Source organism: Mesorhizobium sp. CC13 (assembly GCF_039907765.1).
Classification (GTDB): domain Bacteria; phylum Pseudomonadota; class Alphaproteobacteria; order Rhizobiales; family Rhizobiaceae; genus Aminobacter.
Window position 1 is genome coordinate 114,356 of the sequence record NZ_JARDJI010000006.1, and the last position, 16,887, is coordinate 131,242.

Annotated in this window: 16 protein-coding genes; 10 read left to right on the forward strand and 6 right to left on the reverse strand. The window is 65.2% G+C overall.

The features are described from left to right. Nucleotides 1-191: 191 nt before the first annotated feature. Together PV773_RS11130 and PV773_RS11135 are read right to left on the reverse strand one after the other, a co-directional pair. On the reverse strand, nt 192-1,310 hold the full coding sequence (locus tag PV773_RS11130) for a patatin-like phospholipase family protein (RefSeq protein WP_347966401.1): 1,119 nt from the start codon (nt 1,308-1,310) through the stop codon (nt 192-194). Between the two features lie 28 nt (nt 1,311-1,338). Next, the gene (locus PV773_RS11135) at nt 1,339-2,121 is read right to left on the reverse strand and encodes a 3-hydroxybutyrate dehydrogenase (protein WP_347966402.1); all 783 of its coding nucleotides are present in this window, start codon (nt 2,119-2,121) and stop codon (nt 1,339-1,341) included. Nucleotides 2,122-2,284: 163 nt separating this feature from the next. On the opposite strand from PV773_RS11135, the gene PV773_RS11140 reads away from it, so the two are divergent. The 3 genes from PV773_RS11140 (at nt 2,285) to PV773_RS11150 (ending at nt 5,223) form a co-directional block, all read left to right on the forward strand. Further along, nucleotides 2,285-3,016 (forward strand): methyltransferase domain-containing protein, encoded by a 732-nt coding sequence (locus PV773_RS11140; RefSeq protein WP_347966403.1) that lies wholly within the window; start codon nt 2,285-2,287, stop codon nt 3,014-3,016. 99 nt (nt 3,017-3,115) lie between these two features. Beyond that, entirely contained in the window at nt 3,116-4,369 is a 1,254-nt protein-coding gene (gene ispG / locus PV773_RS11145) for a flavodoxin-dependent (E)-4-hydroxy-3-methylbut-2-enyl-diphosphate synthase (RefSeq protein ID WP_347966404.1), read from the forward strand. Nucleotides 4,370-4,410: 41 nt separating this feature from the next. After that, nucleotides 4,411-5,223 (forward strand): transglycosylase SLT domain-containing protein, encoded by an 813-nt coding sequence (locus tag PV773_RS11150; protein ID WP_347966525.1) that lies wholly within the window; start codon nt 4,411-4,413, stop codon nt 5,221-5,223. 42 nt (nt 5,224-5,265) lie between these two features. On the opposite strand, the gene PV773_RS11155 is transcribed toward PV773_RS11150, so the two are convergent. Together PV773_RS11155 and PV773_RS11160 are read right to left on the reverse strand one after the other, a co-directional pair. Next, nucleotides 5,266-7,593: a response regulator gene (locus tag PV773_RS11155; protein WP_347966405.1), complete on the reverse strand. Its 2,328-nt coding sequence runs from the start codon at nt 7,591-7,593 to the stop codon at nt 5,266-5,268. Between the two features lie 118 nt (nt 7,594-7,711). Next, entirely contained in the window at nt 7,712-8,629 is a 918-nt protein-coding gene (locus tag PV773_RS11160; protein WP_347966406.1) for a polyprenyl synthetase family protein, read from the reverse strand. A 129-nt stretch (nt 8,630-8,758) separates the two neighbouring features. On the opposite strand from PV773_RS11160, the gene mtgA reads away from it, so the two are divergent. The 3 genes from mtgA to PV773_RS11175 all read left to right on the forward strand — a co-directional run bounded on the left by mtgA (nt 8,759) and on the right by PV773_RS11175 (nt 10,378). Then, on the forward strand, nt 8,759-9,466 hold the full coding sequence (gene mtgA / locus PV773_RS11165) for a monofunctional biosynthetic peptidoglycan transglycosylase (protein WP_347966407.1): 708 nt from the start codon (nt 8,759-8,761) through the stop codon (nt 9,464-9,466). A gap of 155 nt (nt 9,467-9,621) precedes the next feature. Next, nucleotides 9,622-9,804: a 50S ribosomal protein L32 gene (gene rpmF, locus PV773_RS11170; protein ID WP_008834724.1), complete on the forward strand. Its 183-nt coding sequence runs from the start codon at nt 9,622-9,624 to the stop codon at nt 9,802-9,804. A 160-nt stretch (nt 9,805-9,964) separates the two neighbouring features. Continuing rightward, complete coding sequence (locus PV773_RS11175; protein WP_347966408.1) at nt 9,965-10,378, forward strand: hypothetical protein; 414 nt, start codon at nt 9,965-9,967, stop codon at nt 10,376-10,378. 50 nt (nt 10,379-10,428) lie between these two features. Here PV773_RS11175 and PV773_RS11180 read toward each other — a convergent pair whose 3' ends face one another. Then, nucleotides 10,429-10,857 carry a heme-binding protein gene (locus PV773_RS11180; RefSeq protein WP_347966409.1) on the reverse strand — a complete coding sequence of 143 codons (429 nt, stop codon included), beginning with the start codon at nt 10,855-10,857 and terminating at the stop codon, nt 10,429-10,431. Nucleotides 10,858-11,087: 230 nt separating this feature from the next. Continuing rightward, a complete protein-coding gene (gene phaR, locus PV773_RS11185) occupies nt 11,088-11,690 on the reverse strand; it encodes a polyhydroxyalkanoate synthesis repressor PhaR (protein ID WP_347966410.1) in 603 nt (200 codons plus the stop codon). Nucleotides 11,691-11,981: 291 nt separating this feature from the next. Here phaR and PV773_RS11190 point away from each other — a divergent pair, with 291 nt between their 5' ends. From PV773_RS11190 to PV773_RS11205, 4 genes are all read left to right on the forward strand, one after another. After that, nucleotides 11,982-13,166, forward strand: a complete 1,185-nt coding sequence (locus PV773_RS11190; RefSeq protein ID WP_347966411.1) for an acetyl-CoA C-acetyltransferase — start codon at nt 11,982-11,984, stop codon at nt 13,164-13,166. A gap of 96 nt (nt 13,167-13,262) precedes the next feature. Then, nucleotides 13,263-13,985, forward strand: coding sequence for a beta-ketoacyl-ACP reductase (locus PV773_RS11195; RefSeq protein ID WP_347966412.1), 723 nt, complete (start codon nt 13,263-13,265; stop codon nt 13,983-13,985). A 360-nt stretch (nt 13,986-14,345) separates the two neighbouring features. Next, nucleotides 14,346-15,080, forward strand: a complete 735-nt coding sequence (locus PV773_RS11200; protein ID WP_347966413.1) for a GntR family transcriptional regulator — start codon at nt 14,346-14,348, stop codon at nt 15,078-15,080. 698 nt (nt 15,081-15,778) lie between these two features. Beyond that, nucleotides 15,779-16,861: a porin gene (locus PV773_RS11205; protein WP_347966414.1), complete on the forward strand. Its 1,083-nt coding sequence runs from the start codon at nt 15,779-15,781 to the stop codon at nt 16,859-16,861. Nucleotides 16,862-16,887 lie beyond the last annotated feature (26 nt).

Here is a 16,887-nt window from a genome sequence, read left to right on the forward strand (position 1 = left end):
GGGGCGCACCACACCGCGTTCAATCCGTCACGGGGGCAGAGTGACGGAAGCGCCGTCTTCTACATCAAATGTGCAACGCAAAATAGTCAGAAAAAGTAATGGAAAGATCATGCTGACAAAACTGGCAGGAGTTGTCAGCACATGGTCGCCGGATTGGCGCGAAACGGCGGTTTCGCGGCCTGGTTGTGCTGTCAGGCCGCCGCCGGCCTGGGCCTCGTTGCCAAAAATTCGCGCACCCGCCGCCCCATCGTCGGGCCGCGCATCGGCTTGTAGCCGTCGTCGAGCTCGCCCGACAGATCGAGCGTAGCCGTCTTGCCCACCGAATCAAAGTTGTCTTCGAGCCAGTCGCTCGCCGCGTCTCGGCCGAGATCGCGCAAGTATTCGAGGAATGCCCATTCGGCGTTTATCTTCGAAGAGGCGGAAAGATCCTTGAAGGCCTCGTCGGCATCGATGCGATGCATGCGGATGTCGCGGAATTCGCCATGCGGCAGGCGTCCGACGGCGATCAGTTCCTTGACGAAGGCGATCGCCCGGAATTCGCGCAGCAGGCCGGCATTGAAGGTGATCTCGTCGATGCGGTTCTGGATCTCGTTGGCGGTCTTAGGCGTTTGCTCGCGCACCACCGGGTTGATCTGGACGAGCAGCACGTCTTCGGTGTCGTTGGCCTTGAAGAAGGGATAGATCGCCGGATTGCCGCCATAGCCACCGTCCCAATAGGGCACGCCCTTGATCTCGACCGCCTGGAATATCTGCGGCAGGCAGGCCGAGGCCATCACCGTGTCGAGATCGATCTCGCCGTCGCTGAAGACGCGCAACTGCCCCGTCTCCACATTGGTCGCCGAGATGAACAGGTCGATCGCCGTGCAGGCGCGGACGTTGCCGAAGTCGATCTCCTCGGCCACGACGTCGCGCAGCGGGTTGAGATTCATCGGATTGGCGAGATAGGGCGAGAACACCCGCGACATGGTGTCGAACCAGATGTAGCCGGGCGTGTTCTCGATCGACCAGTTGCCCCACAGTACGTCCCAGGGCGAGCGCTGCACCGGACTGAAGCGGCCCTTGCGTGCGACTGCCCGCCAGAAATCCTCGAGCTTCCGCCGGGCGCCATCGCGGCCGCCGCGTACCCAGCCGTCGGCAAGGGCGACCGCGTTCATCGCGCCCGCGCTGGTGCCCGACACGGCCCTGATGTCGAGCCTGCCGTCCTCGAGCAGCCGATCGAGCACGCCCCAGGAGAAGGCCCCGTGCGAGCCTCCGCCCTGCAGCGCGATATTGATCGGCTTGGTTTCCTCCGCCTTGCCGTTGCCGTTCATGCGTCCGTCCAGTCTTTTGCTCGATCGACTATTGCGCGGTCCAGCCGCCGTCGACCGAGATGTTCGTGCCGTTGATCTGTGCCGCTGCCGGCGAGGCGAGGAAGACCGCAGTGGCCGCGACCTGCTCGACCGTCACGAATTCCTTGGTCGGCTGGCGGTCCAGCATGACCTCGCGAACGACGGTGTCGCGGTCCATGTCGTGCGCCTTCATCTGGTCGGGAATCTGCGCCTCTACCAGCGGGGTCAGCACGTAGCCCGGGCAGATCGCGTTGCAGGTGATGCTCTCGCGCGCAACTTCCAGCGCCACGGTCTTGGTCAGGCCCATGATGCCGTGCTTGGCCGAGACATAGGCGGACTTGTAGGGCGAGGCGACGAGGCCGTGGGCCGATGCGACGTTGATGATGCGGCCGCCGCCGCTCTTCTTCATCAGCGGGATGGCCGCGGCGATGGTGTGGAAGGCCGAGGTCAGGTTGATGGCAATGATCGCATCCCACTTGTCGATCGGGAACTCCTCGACCGGCGCGACGTGCTGGATGCCGGCGTTGTTGACCAGGATGTCGACCGATCCGAATTCCTTCTCTGCCTTGGCGACCAGGGCGCGGCATTCCGCGGCCTTCGACATGTCGGCCTGGACATAGACGACTTCGGCCTTTTGCTCCCTGGAGAGCTTTTCGGCGAGCGCGTGGTCGGCGGGCGTGTCGGAGAAGGAGTTGATGACCACGTTCATGCCTTGCCTCGCAAATGCCTCGGCGATGGCGAGGCCGATGCCCGAGGTCGAGCCGGTGACGATGGCGGTCTTGCGCGTGCTCATTGGAATTCCTTCCGGGTCGCTTGATGTTGCACTGCAACATATACGTCCTGTGCGGCGCAATAAAAGCACCGCAAGAGCACGCTTTCGTGAAAATCCTTGTGGGGGTGTCCGAAATTCACCGGCCAATTGACATCGTGCTGGGCCTTGGCCACCCATCGCGGCCATGCCGGACATCAGCTATTCCGACCCCCGTCTTGCCGCCGTCTACGATGCGCTCAATCCCGCCGGCGCGGATACGGCCTTCTATCTCGACATGGCGGGAAGCAAACCGAAGGTCATTCTCGACATGGGCTGCGGCACCGGCGCGCTCGCTGTCGAACTTGCGCGGCGCGGCCACGAGGTCACCGGGGCCGACCCGGCCGCCGGCATGATGGCCGTCGCCCGCAGCCGTGCCGGCGGTGACGCGGTGGACTGGATCGAAAGCGACGCGGTGAGCCTGGACGTCCCGACACGCTTCGACCTCGTCTTCATGACCGGGCACGTCTTCCAGGTTTTCCTGACCGACGAGGCGATTGCCGTCGCGCTTCGCAACCTGCACCGGCATCTTGCGCCCAACGGCCGCCTGGTCTTCGAGACCCGCAATCCGGCCTTCCGCGACTGGGAAGGGTGGACGCCTGCCGAAACCGCCTCGGCCGTCGAGGTGGCCGGCATCGGCCGGGTCGAGGCCCACTATGAGGTGACCGCCGTCGATGGCCAGATCGTCCGCTACGAAACCCATTTCGACTTCGGCGGCGGCGACGAGGTCGTGGCTCCGAGCGTCCTGCGGTTCGTCGAGCGGGACCAACTGGCGGCGCTGCTCGCCGAAGCGGGCTTCGCCAGGGTGGAGTGGTACGGCGACTGGGACCGGTCGCCCGTGCTGCGGACCAGCCCCGAACTCATCATTGTCGCCGGCTAGCGTTGCTTGTCACTTGGCGGGCGCGACCAGCTGCGATATTGACATCGCGCACCGCGCGCGCCACCTCAGTCGCGAATGTCTCGAGATAAAAGGCCGTCCATGTCCGGCTACTTTTCTTCCCCCTTTCCCCGTCGCAAGTCGGTTGCCGTCGATGTCGGCGGCGTGAGCGTCGGCGGCTCCGCACCCGTCGTGGTGCAGTCGATGACCAACACCGACACCGCCGACATCGACAAGACGGTCGCCCAGGTGGCGGCGCTGCACCGCGCTGGATCGGAGATCGTGCGCATCACCGTCGACCGCGACGAGAGCGCGGCGGTCGTGCCGCACATCCGCGACCGCCTGGCGCGGGTCGGCATCAACGTGCCGCTCGTCGGCGATTTCCACTATATCGGCCACAAGCTTCTCGCCGATCATCCGGCCTGTGCCGAAGCGCTGGCCAAATACCGCATCAATCCCGGCAATGTCGGCTTCAAGGACAAGAAGGACAAGCAGTTCGCCGACATCGTCGAGATGGCGATCCGCCACGACAAGCCGGTGCGCATCGGCGTCAACTGGGGCTCGCTCGACCAGGAGCTGCTCACCCGGCTGATGGACCAGAACCAGGAGAACGGCTCGCCGCTCACCGCCAACCAGGTGATGCGCGAGGCGATCGTGCAGTCGGCGCTGCTCTCGGCCGATCTCGCCGAAGAGATCGGGCTTTCGCGCGACAAGATCATCCTGTCGGCCAAGGTCAGCCAGGTGCAGGACCTGATCGCGGTCTACACCATGCTGGCCACCCGCTCCGACCATGCGCTGCATCTCGGCCTCACCGAGGCAGGCATGGGCTCCAAGGGCATCGTTGCCTCCTCGGCGGCGATGGGCATCCTCCTGCAGCAGGGCATCGGCGACACCATCCGCATCTCGCTGACGCCGGAGCCCAACGGCGACCGCACCCGCGAGGTGCAGGTGGCGCAGGAACTGCTCCAGACCATGGGCTTCCGCCAGTTCGTGCCGATCGTGGCGGCCTGCCCCGGCTGCGGGCGGACGACGTCGACCGTGTTCCAGGAACTGGCCCAGACCATCCAGGAGGACCTGCGCAAGAACATGCCGGTGTGGCGCGAGAAATATCCGGGCGTCGAGGAGCTCAAGGTCGCGGTCATGGGTTGCATCGTCAACGGCCCCGGCGAATCCAAGCATGCCGACATCGGCATCTCGCTGCCCGGCACCGGCGAAACGCCGTCCGCGCCGGTCTTCATCGACGGCAAGAAGGCGGCCACCCTGCGCGGCCCGTCGATCGCCGCCGACTTCGAGAAGATGGTCGCCGACTACATCGACCAGCGGTTCGGGCGCGGCGGCAGGGCCGCAGCCGAATAGCAATGCGGCGCCTGGCCGGGGCAGGGCTGGCTTGGCTCGTCATGCTGGCGCTCGCCGCGCCCGCACTTGCCGATCCACCGCGTTCGCGCAGGCAGGATCATGTCGCCCGCGTCTGCGACCTGATAGACACCCACGCCCGGCGCCACGACCTGCCGAGCGAGTTCTTCGCCCGGCTGATCTGGAAGGAGAGCCGCTTCGATGCCGGTGCGGTCAGCCCGGCGGGCGCCGAGGGCATCGCCCAGTTCATGCCCGGCACCGCGGCCATGCGCGGTCTGGCCGACCCCTTCCACATCGAGCAGGCCATCCCCGCGTCGGCCCGCTATCTCGGCGAGCTCAAGGCCGGCTTCGGCAATCTCGGCCTGGCTGCGGCAGCCTACAATGCCGGCGAGAACCGCGTCGCGCGCTGGCTCTCCTCCGGCGGCTTCCTGCCGCTCGAGACCGAGGACTACGTGCTCGACATCATGGGTGAGCCCGCCGACAGTTTCTCCGACCGGGCCCATGCCGGCACCAACCGGCCGCTCGATCCGAAGGCGCCTTTCCTGGATGCCTGCCGCAACCTGCCCGTCATCATGGCCGCGACGGTCGCCATGGCCAGCGTGCATGTGAAGCCCTGGAGCATCCAGGTCGCCGGCAATTTCCGCCGCGCCGCGGCCATCAAGCAGTGGCAGCGGCTCAAGGGGCGGTTCCCGGCGCTGGCCGGTTACGACCCCGTGGTCAGCCGCGTCCGCACGCCGATGGGCCGGCGCGGGGTCTATGCGGTGCGCATCGGTGCCGACGATCGCGGCGAGGCGGGCGACATCTGCCGGGAGCTGCGCGGCGCCGGCGGTTCCTGCATCGTCGTGAGGAACCGCTGAGCCTGCTCATGCCACCGATGCCAAGTACCGGTCCGAGGCCAGTCAAGCCGACCGGACGAGCTCGGCACTCTCGCTCAGCCAGGTGCCGATCTTCGCGCCCAGCTTGTCCGGAGACACGGGCTTGGGCAGGTAGTCGTCCATGCCGGCATCGAGGCATTTCTCCCTGTCGCCCTTGAGCGCATGGGCGGTGACGCCGATGATCGGCGTGCGTGTGCCGCCGGCTGCTTCCTCGGTGCGGATAGCGCGTGTCGCCTCGTAGCCGTTCATCTCGGGCATCGAAACGTCCATCAGGATCAGTTTCGGCCTGAAGGTACGGTACATCTCGACCGCCGTGCGGCCGTTGCCGGCGATGCGGTGACTGAGGCCGAGCCCGGAAAGGATCTGGCCGAAGACCAGTTGGTTGACCTCGTTGTCCTCGGCCACCAGCACGTCGAGCGTGCCGCCCTGCAGCGGGGCGGCCGCGGGCGCGGCGAGCGGCGTCTGCACGGGGCCGCGGATGACGGTGAAGGCCGGCTGCGGTTCCTGCCTGGCGGGTTCGCGCCGGAACAGGGTCCGGCCCGTCCGCGCGCGCGCCTTCTGGACGGCGGCGATGACGGTGCCGAGCAGCACGGCCGAGCGCGCCGGCTTGGTGAGGTGGGCGGCGATGCCGAAGTCGAGCACCATGCGGCTGAAGTCGACCTGGTCGACCGAGGTCAGCAGCACGACCGGGATCGACGAGGTGCGACTGTCGGAGGCGATCGCCTTGGCCACGTCGGCGCCGTTCATGCCCGGCATCTGGTAGTCGAGGATGACGCAGTCGACGCTGGCGCCGAGTTGCGCCGCGCGATCGAGGAAGGCCAGCCCCATGGCGCCGCTTTCGGCGGCCGCGCAGTCGAAGCTCCAGCTCCGCAATTGCTCGAGCAGGATCTCGCGGTTGACCGGATTGTCGTCGATCACCAGCACGCGTGCGCCGGTGACGTCGACCGGCACGCCGTCGCCGTCGTCCTGCGCCGCATGGGCGGGCAGCACGGCGGTGAACCAGAACGCCGATCCCTTGCCGAGTTCGCTCTCGACGCCGATATGGCCGCCCATCAGGTCCACCAGGCGGGCCGCGATCGCAAGACCCAGGCCGGTGCCTTCATGGCGCCGGGTCGAGCTGCCGTCGACCTGGGCGAACTTCTCGAACACGCTTTGCAGCTTGTCGGCGGGGATGCCGATGCCGGTATCCTCGACGCGGACCTTGAGCACGACCATGTCGGTCACCAGCTCGCCCGAGACGTCGACCAGGACATGGCCGCGCTCGGTGAACTTGACTGCGTTTCCCACCATGTTGGTGACGATCTGGCGGAAGCGGCCGGCGTCGCCGACGACATGGGTCGGCAGCTGCGGGTCGATGCGGACGATCAGTTCCAGGTTCTTCTCGGCGACGCGCGCCGACATCAGCGTGGCCACGTCCTCGACCGCCTCGCCGATATGGAACGGGGCGACGTCGAGCGTCAGCTGTCCGGCATTGATCTTCGAGAAGTCGAGCACGTCGTTGATGATGGTCAGAAGCGCGTTGCCCGACTTGACGATGACGTCGGTGAAGGTCCTCTGGCGCGGCGTCAGCTCCGTCCGGGCCAGAAGCTCGGCCATGCCGAGCACGCCGTTCATCGGGGTGCGGATCTCGTGGCTCATGTTGGCGAGGAATTCCGACTTGGCGCGGTCTGCGGCTTCGGCCTTGGCCAGTGACGCGCCGCTTTCGGCAAAGGCGCGGCGAATGGCGTGTTCCATCGGCCGGAAAACCCAGACGGCCACGCCACCGATCACCAGGATCATCAGGGCGCTCGCCGTCATCAGCAGCTTGTCGCTGCGGGTTTCGGCCATGCGGCGTTCCGCCTCCATCGCACCGCGCGCCCGCACCAGCGTGGGTTGGGCGAAAAGGTCGTTCTGGTTGCGGATCTCGCGATAGCTCCATTCGTCCGAACTCTGGGCGGCGGCCAGCGCGCCCAGATTGCGCACCATGTCGCGCGCCGACCAGAACAGGTCACCGTTGACAGATGCGCTGTCGAGCTCGGCCAGGGATCCTTTCGACAGGCTGGGGCGGACCCTCTGGATCGCGCCGGTCAGCGACTCGATGCCGGAATTCAGCCGCGCCGCATGGTTGCGTGCGGCACTCGCCAGCGAGTCGCGCGTGTCGGCGCGCCAGGCAGTCGTGGTCGTCTCGGCAAAGTTCGTGGCATTGCGCAGTTCGCGCGAAAAGGCCAGCAGGTCCGCGGCGATGGTGTCGACCTCGCGGCGGAAGGCATTGCCCTGGCTGAAGGCGTACATGACGGCGGCGGATGTGAGGGCGAAGATCAGAAGGCCAGTAAGATATCTGATCCGTACGGAGCGGATGAATAGTTCCGGCATGCGCGACCCCTGACACATACGCACATTTTTTTATGGGCCGGAATAAACGATATTAACATTAAGAGTTTCTGACCCGCGCGGCGCGCCCGCGCAGATAGTCCAGACGGATAGAAGGGGTTCAGCTGTTGCGGGCGGCGACGAAGCTTGCGGCGGCCTTGAGCATCGCGGCGCGCTCGCCGAACGGTTCGAGCAGGGCGTGCGCCTGCGTCACCAGCCCCGCCAGCTGGGCGCGCGCCCAGTCGGCGCCGTGCAGTGCAACCAGCGTCGCCTTGCCGGCGGCGGCGTCCTTGTTGGTCGCCTTTCCCATCGTGCCGGCGTCGGCCGTGAGGTCGAGCAGGTCGTCGGCCAGCTGGAAGGCGAGGCCGACTGCCGAGCCGAACTCCGCCAGGCGTTCGCGCTCGCCGGCCGGGGCGCCGGCAATCACCGCGCCGGCCTCGCAGGCGAAGCGGATCAAGGCGCCGGTCTTCATCGCCTGCAGGCGGATGATGCCTGCCTCGTCGGGCTTGTTGCGCTCGGCGTCGAGATCAAGCGCCTGGCCGCCCACCATGCCGCCCGGGCCGGCGGCGCGGGCCAGCGCCAGCACCAGCGCTGCGCGGCGCTCCGGCGGAAGCGGCGTCGCCTCGTCGGCGACGATGTCGAAGGCATAGGTCAGGAGGCCGTCGCCGGCGAGGATCGCGGTCGCCTCGTCGAAGGCCTTGTGGACGGTCGGCTGGCCGCGGCGGACGTCGTCGTCGTCCATGGCCGGCAGGTCGTCATGGATCAGCGAGTAGCAGTGCACGCATTCGAGCGCGGTGGCGACGCGCATCGCCGCCTCGCCGTCGGCATCGAAGAGTGCGGCGCTTTCGAGCACCAGGAACGGGCGCAGCCGCTTGCCGCCGTTGAGTGCGCCGTGGCGCATCGCCGCCATCAGGTGCTCGGGACGGGCGATCTCGCCAGGCAGGATGCGTTCGCCCAGAATCCGGCGCAGCATCCCTTCCACGGCGTCGGCGCGCTCGCGAAGCGCAGTTTCGAACATGAGATCGGCGTCTATCGTCATGGCGGCGAGCGGTAGCGGACAGTCTGGCGTTGCGCAAGAAGCCAAGCGCCTTTATGCCGAAAGGGCTGACAGGCAGGGGCGGGCGGATTGGCGGAACCGATCACAGAGCCGGAAACCGAAGGACTGGAGATGGGAGCACGACGCGGGTTCTTCGCGCGTGGAGGCCTGCGTCGCCTTGTGCGGCTGGGCGCATTGGCGACTGCCGTGATGGCGGCGCTGCCCGTCGTCCTGACGGTCCTCTATCTGCCGCCCTTCGTGCGGCCCATCTCGACGCTGATGATCAGGGATCTCGTCACCCTGCAGGGATACGATCGGCAATGGGTGCCGATCGACGATATCGCCCCGGTGCTGGCCCATTCGGTGATCATGTCGGAGGACGGCCAGTTTTGCGCGCATCGCGGAGTGGACCTCGGCGAACTCAGGGGCGTCATCAGCGACGCGCTCGAAGGTGAGGCGACCCGCGGCGCCTCGACGATCCCCATGCAGACCGTGAAGAACCTCTATCTGTGGAACGGCCGCTCGTTCCTGCGGAAGGTGGTCGAACTGCCGCTGGCGATCTACTTCGACGCGCTGATGCCGAAACGCCGGATCATGGAAATCTATCTCAACATTGCCGAGTGGGGTCCCAACATCTACGGGATCGAGGCCGCGTCGCAGTACTATTTCGGCCGCTCTGCGAAAGAGCTTACCCGCCGCCAGGCCGCCCTGCTCGCCGTGACGCTGCCCAACCCTGCGGCACGCAACCCGGCCAGGCCGGGGGGAGGGCTCAGGCGGCTCGCTTCGGTCATCGAGCGCCGCGCCGCCCGCGCCGGCGCCTATGTGCAGTGCCTGGACTAGGACGCATCTGCGCCGGCTGAAAAAAGAGTCGGTTCGGGCTGGTCAAGCTGCCTTCCGCCGTGTATAGGCTCGCCGACTTTCTCATATTCCGGCCTTGGATGCGGCCCTTTCACGAGGGCGGACAGGGTCACTTGACCGATTAGTGGAGTGTATCCATGGCTGTTCCGAAACGAAAAACCTCCCCGTCCAAGCGCGGCATGCGCCGCTCGGCCGACGCCCTGAAGGCCCCGACTTATGTCGAGGACAAGAACTCGGGCGAAATGCGCCGTCCGCACCACATCGACCTGAAGACCGGCATGTATCGCGGCCGCCAGGTTCTGACGCCGAAGGAAAGCTGAGACCAGCTTATCCGCGTCGAGCGCACTTGCGAAAGGACCGGCTCGCGCCGGTCCTTTCTTTATGCGTGCCGATTGCATGCGTGGGGGCGACGAAAGCGCTTGACCTCGGGGCGAACCGGGATTCTACAGGATGCCGGCGCAACGCGGAGACCTTGCAGCAATGCTCGCTGGCATCCCCCTCCTGATCATTCCGTTCATCCTGTTCAATGCCGGGCTCGCCGGGCTGTTCGGCACAGGGCCCGCCGGCGATCCCTGGGCGACGGAGATATTGTCGCTGGGCATGATGTCGGGCGGCGTCTTCGGGTTGACGCTCGGAGACCTGCTGATCGTGATCGCGCTGCTTCTCTTCTTCGTGGAAATCGTCAAGGCGACGCGCACGTCGAATGCGTCGGTGGTCGACCATCTGCTGTCGACTTTCGTCTTCGTCGCCTTCCTGGTCGAGTTCCTGCTGGTGCGTGGAGCCGCGCACTCGGTCTTCTTCGTGCTGATGGTGATTTCGCTGCTCGACGTCCTGGCCGGCTTCTCGGTCTCGCTCCGCTCGGCCAGCCGGGACGTTACTTTCGGCCGCGACTGAAGCGCCGTGCGTTGGTAGAACGCACAAAGGACGCTTCAGCTCTTTTGACTCTAAACTTTGGCGATGAAGCCGGCGGCCTCGATGCCGGCCATGGCGGCGAGCTCGTCGTTGTCCGACGTGTCGCCCGAGATGCCGACGGCGCCGAGCACATTGCCGTCACGGTCGCGGATCAGCACGCCGCCCGGCACCGGGACGATCTTGCCCCCGGATACCGCCGACAGACCCTGGAAGAAATGCGGGCGCTCGACTGCCGCAACGCCGAGTGCGCGCGAACTCGAGCCGACTGCCAAGGCGCCATAGGCCTTGCCGGATGCGACTTCGGCGCGGATGAACGGCGAGCCATCCTGCCGCTGGAAGGCGAGCAGGTGGCCGCCGGCGTCGAGAACGGCGACGCCCAGCGGCTTGAAGCTCTTCTGGGCGCCCAGTTCGAGTGCGGTGGCGATGATGGCGTTGGCCTTGGCCAGCGTCAGTTCGGTCATGGCGGGGTCCTCCTGATTTGCCCGCCCCAGCAAACACGCTCGGCGGCCCCAGGAAAACCCTGCGTCAGGTTGAATATCTCTCGCCTAAAAGGGTGGGGCGGGGGCTGGTGAACCGGGACCAACCGGGCTTCGACGTATGCCCGACGGGCCCCGTCGCCTCCGGCAGCACCCCGGCCTTGCATCCTTGGCTGGCAGGACAATGCGAGCCGCCCAAAGGGCGGACCGGCTGATCATCCCATCGAATCGATCTTCCGCTGCATCGCGGCGATCTGCTCCTTGAGCTCTTTCAGCTCGTCCGATTTCTCCGGCGCTTCTTTCTTCGCGGGTTCGGCGGCAGCGCCGCCGGCCGGCGGGGTCGGGAAGGGCGTGAACATGCGCATCGCGTTCTGGAACAGCTCCATGTTGCGGCGTGTCTGCTCTTCCAGCGCCTTCATCACGGGCGGCGCCTTCATCATGTCCATGGGCGCCTTGCCGAACGTCTGCTTCATCTGCTCGCGGAAGCGTTCCTGCTCCTTGGCGAAGGCGATCATCGACTGCTCGAGAAAGCTCGGCACGACCATCTGCATCTGGTCGCCATAGAAGGAAATCAGCTGCCTCAGGAACGGAATCGGCAGCATGTTCTGCCCATCCTTGTTCTCCAGCTCGAAGATGATCTGGGTGAGCACCGGGTGGGTTATGTCCTCGCCGGTCTTGGCGTCCTGCACGGTGAATTCCTCGCCCTTCTTGACCATGTCGGCCAAGTCTTCGAGCGTCACGTAAGTGCTCGTGCCGGTATTGTAGAGCCGCCGGTTGGCGTATTTCTTGATAATCACCGGCTCGTCTTTGGCAGGCATCAGCATCCTCCCCCGGAAGACCGGAATGCCATGTAAGCAGCCGGTAACATTTCGCCTGAGCGTCAGGATAAGCGCAAAGCGTCGGCAATTCCAAGCGCTTTGTGCAGTGCAAGAACGCGAGCGGCGCCGATGCCGGCAAAAATTGCTGCGCAGCATTGCTGCACCGCAAGCGCAGCATCCGCCCCGCGCCGCTTTTTCCGGTTTGACTCGGGTCCTGGAACGGGCAAGAAAAGTCGGGAGAGCAGTGTCTTCCTAGCCCACCTATTCGATTCACGAAGTCTGGAGAGAACCATGTCCGCCTCGTCCTCCATCGTCGTCGCCAGCGCGGCCCGCACCGCGGTCGGCTCGTTCAATGGCGCCTTCGCCAATATGCCGGCCCACGAACTCGGTGCGATCGCCGTCAAGGAAGCGCTGGCGCGCGCCGGCGTCGATCCCAAAGAGGTCGACGAGGTGATCCTCGGCCAGATCCTGACGGCAGGTGCCGGCCAGAACCCGGCCCGCCAGGCGGCCATGGCCGCCGGCATCCCGCAGGAAGCCACCGCCTGGGGCCTCAACCAGCTTTGCGGTTCGGGCCTGCGCACCATCGCCATCGGCATGCAGCAGATCGCCATGGGCGACGCCAAGGTCATCGTCGCCGGCGGCCAGGAATCGATGTCGATGGCGCCGCACTGCCAGCATCTGCGCGGCGGCGTGAAGATGGGCGACTTCAAGATGATCGACACGATGATCAAGGACGGCCTGACCGACGCCTTCTACGGCTATCACATGGGCAACACGGCCGAGAACGTCGCCCGCCAGTGGCAGCTGACCCGCGAAGAGCAGGACAGGTTCGCCGTCGCTTCGCAGAACAAGGCCGAAGCCGCCCAGGTCGCCGGCAAGTTCAAGGACGAGATCGTGCCCGTCACCATCAAGGGCAAGAAGGGCGACACCATCGTCGACCAGGACGAATATATCCGCCATGGCGCCACGCTCGATTCGGTGGCCAAGCTACGGCCGGCCTTCGACAAGGAGGGCACCGTCACCGCCGGCAACGCCTCGGGCATCAATGACGGTGCTGCCGCCGTCGTGCTGATGACCGAAGCCGAGGCGGCCCGTCGCGGCATCACGCCGCTGGTCCGTATCGTCTCTTGGGCGACCGCCGGCGTCGACCCGCAGATCATGGGCACGGGCCCGATCCCGGCCTCGCGCAGGGCGCTGGAAAAGGCCGGCTGGTCGGTCGCCGACCTCGACCTGGTCGAGGCCAACGAGGCCTTCGCGGCGCAGGCCTGCGCGGTCAACAAGGACATGGGCTGGGATCCGTCGATCGTGAACGTCAACGGCGGCGCCATCGCCATCGGCCACCCGGTCGGCGCCTCGGGCGCCCGCATCTTCAACACGCTGGTCTACGAGATGCGCCGCCGCAGCGCGCGGAAGGGTCTCGCGACCCTCTGCATAGGCGGCGGCATGGGCGTCGCGATGTGTGTCGAGGCGATGTAAATCAGAGATGCGAGAGGGCGGCCAAAGTGCCGCCCTCTTCGTCTTCAAGTGCCCGTCACAAGGGCAAGTCATCCAAGCAGCAGAAAGGGGAAACGCATGGGTAAGGTCGCACTCGTCACCGGCGGATCGCGCGGCATAGGTGCCGCGATTTCGATCGCGCTGAAAAACGCGGGCTACTCGGTCGCTGCCAACTATGCCGGCAACGACGAGGCCGCGCAGAAGTTCAAGGCGGAGACGGGTATTCCGGTCTACAAGTGGTCGGTTGCCGACTACGACGCGTGCGAGGCCGGCATCAGGCAGGTGGAGGCCGATCTCGGCCCGGTCTCGGTGCTGGTCAACAATGCCGGCATCACGCGCGACTCGATGTTCCACAAGATGACGCGCGAGCAGTGGCGCGAGGTGATCGACACCAACCTGCACGGCGTGTTCAACATGACCCATCCGCTGTGGAGCGGCATGCGCGACCGCAAGTTCGGCCGCGTCATCACCATCTCCTCGATCAACGGCCAGAAGGGCCAGGCCGGCCAGGCCAACTATTCTGCCTCGAAGGCGGGCGACATCGGCTTCACCAAGGCGCTGGCGCAGGAAGGCGCGCGCGCCGGCATCACCGCCAATGTCATCTGCCCCGGCTACATCGCCACCGAAATGGTGATGGCCGTTCCGGAGAAGGTGCGCGAATCGATCATCGCCCAGATCCCGGTCGGCCGCCTCGGCGAGCCCGAGGAGATTGCGCGCTGCGTGGTGTTCCTGGCCTCCGACGAGTCGGGCTTCGTCACCGGCGCGACGCTGACCGCCAACGGCGGACAGTATTTCGTCTGATTGCCCGGTCAGTGCTCCCGAAAAAAGTGAAACGGCGCCGTGAGGCGCCGTTTCACATCGCAGCAGGTGTCGAACAAAATTTTAAGCTTGCTGCAAGTTCTGCGCTATAGCTGGTGGACCTGGACGATATTCGATTCAAGTGACGCTTTGGGGGGAGTTCCAGGCGGCAAGGGGCTTCACAGGGAGGGGCAGGCGGAGAAGCCGTGCGGCCCGTGAAGTGCAAGTCGGGCACGTGTACGGTCGTGGTGAGGCGGTGCCATTCGCAATGGTGCACGACGGATGCCCGGCAACGTGTGGAAAGGCTTGGCCCTCGTGCCGCTGCTGGCTAGGTTCCATCCTTAGCTGTCCAAAGGAGCCTGCATGCCTGCCCGCTACCTATCCCCGGCCATCAGCGATCAGGATGCATTGGCTCTGGTCGCGGTTCCCTTGGTTGGTGTGGAAGCCACCATCTACAACGACTTGTGGAATGCGGTGATCAACCAATCGCTGCGGCCGGGCGACAAGCTCGAAGAAGTCGCCATGAGCGATATCTACGGCGTCAGCCGCACCGTCATTCGCAAGGTCCTGGTCATCATGGAGCAGGAGGGTGCCGTTTCGCTTCCGCTGAACCGTGGCGCCTATGTTGCCCTGCCATCGCCCCGCGATGCCCTTGAGCTGTGCGAAGCCGTGGGCTCGATCTGCGCCTACATCGTCGGCAAGCTGGCCGACCAGCCCCAGATCATCACCGTCGAGCAGCGCGGGAAACTGGCGTTGCATGTCCAGGCCGAAACGGAAGCAGCGGAGCTTCATACCATCCGGCGCCTGCATATGGAGCATGCCATACTGCTCGCCCTGATCTACGGCAATCTGGTGCTGGCAACGCAACTCGAGCGCGCCGCATCGCGGCTTGCGCTGGCGCTGTCCGCCTACCAGGGGGTAACGGGCAACATCTCGACCGTGCAGTATACGGCTGCCCTCAATCAGATGATCTTCGACGGCCGGAAGGAAGCAGCCCTGCTGACCGTCAATGCCGCCATCGAGCGGGCGCGCAAGTCGATGCGTTTTGCCGCGGCCACCGGCAGTGTCGACCTCAAGGCCATTCTCGGCCGAGGCTGAACTCAGCCTGGTCATCCGGCCAATCCACCGCAAGCACGAACAACCGGCATCCGGTGTCACCGTTCCCTGCGCGCGGCAGGCCTCGACGCGTGATGCCTCGTGAGTGTTCTCAGATAGTCTCGGAGCGGTCGTCGCGGCTCGCGACGTTCGACGCGGTGCGCCTGGTTCGTCGCGGTCGCGGTCGCACGCTGCCGCCGCAATCCGCACCTTGTCATGATCCCTGGCTCTTGATGCAGTCTCATTGAGCCAGATGCGAGAGTTGGCCCATGCGGGAGGCTCCGTGATTGCGGAAGGATTCATGCAACCCTCAACGCATATTGGCAGGGAAACCAATTTACATTGAGGGGTACATGACTGGAGGTCAGACCAAAAAGCGGTCGGCCAGAGCAGGAACATTTTTGCCCCGCCAAGTCATCTCACAAAAAAGTTATGCCAAAACATATTGTTAGAACGCCGTATCCGTGACTGTCGCGCAGAACTGGTTGAACGACTCAAAATTGTGACATTTTTGGCACGCGCCTCAATCAAGCGGCTCGATGCGGACAACCTGGATGCTATTTCCCGATTGATCGACATCTCTTCATGGGGCATCTGCGATTCAGAAATTGATACATCTCGATGTATTTTTTTCCGACATCAGATTGCTGGTGGCGAAAATCTAAACGGCCTGATGGCCGCGCATCACATGAGGAATTGAAATGAACATTAAGAGCCTTCTTCTCGGCTCCGCTGCGGCCCTGGTCGCCGTCTCCGGCGCTCGTGCAGCGGACGCCGTCGTCGTCGCTGATCCGGAGCCCGCGGAATATGTCCGCGTCTGCGACGTCTACGGCGCCGGCTTCTTCTACATCCCCGGCACCGAGACCTGCCTGAAGGTCGGCGGCCTCGTTCGCTATGAGATCGGCTTCACCGATCTCGATGACGGCTGGAACAAGGTAGCCAAGGCTCGTCTGCAGTTCGACGCCCGTTCGGAAACCGAGTACGGCACGTTCCGTCGCTACATCGAGTTCGAAGCCCGCGCCGGCGGCGGCGGTTTCGACGAAAACGGCGTCTTCCACAACCCGGACGAAAGCGGCACCTCGCTGCGTCACGCCTACTTCGAACTCGGCGGCCTGCTCGTCGGTCACACCGACACGCTGTTCGACGGCGACCTGTCGGGTGAATTTGACAACGGCGGCGGCGAGCGCATCAACCAGATCCGCTACACCTACGATGCCGGCAACGGCGTTGCCGTCTCGCTCAGCCTGGAAGAAGAGTCGGAAAACTACGACTACGTCCCGCTGGTCGTCGGTAAAGTGTCGGTCGCCCAGGGCTGGGGCTCGGTCGCCCTGTTCGCCGGCTATGACAATGCCTTCGAAGAATTCGCTCTCAAGGGTATGGCCACCATCAAGGCGACCGATGCACTCTCGGTCGAGATGCTCGCATTCTACGAATCCGGCCCGACCTACTGGAGCGTCAGCGGCCTTCCGGGCATCCTGCCCGAGATCGAGGGCACGCCCTACTTCGGCTACGAATGGTCCGTTGCCGCTTACCTGAAGTACCAGGTCAACCAGAAGCTGGCCCTCGGCTTCGGCGGTCAGTACTTCGGCAATGCGCATTCGTGGACTGCCGCCGACGGCGGCAAGGCCAACGATTGGGCCATCGGTGCGGTCGTCGACTACAACATCGTCGAGAACCTCGATGCCAAGCTCGCCATCAACTACAATGACGGCGACACCTTCGAGGCCCTCAACAACGGCGACGGCGTGTTCAGCGGCTTCCTGCGTCTCGACGCAGCGTTCTAATCGAAGCTGGCGAACAAAAAGAGGCC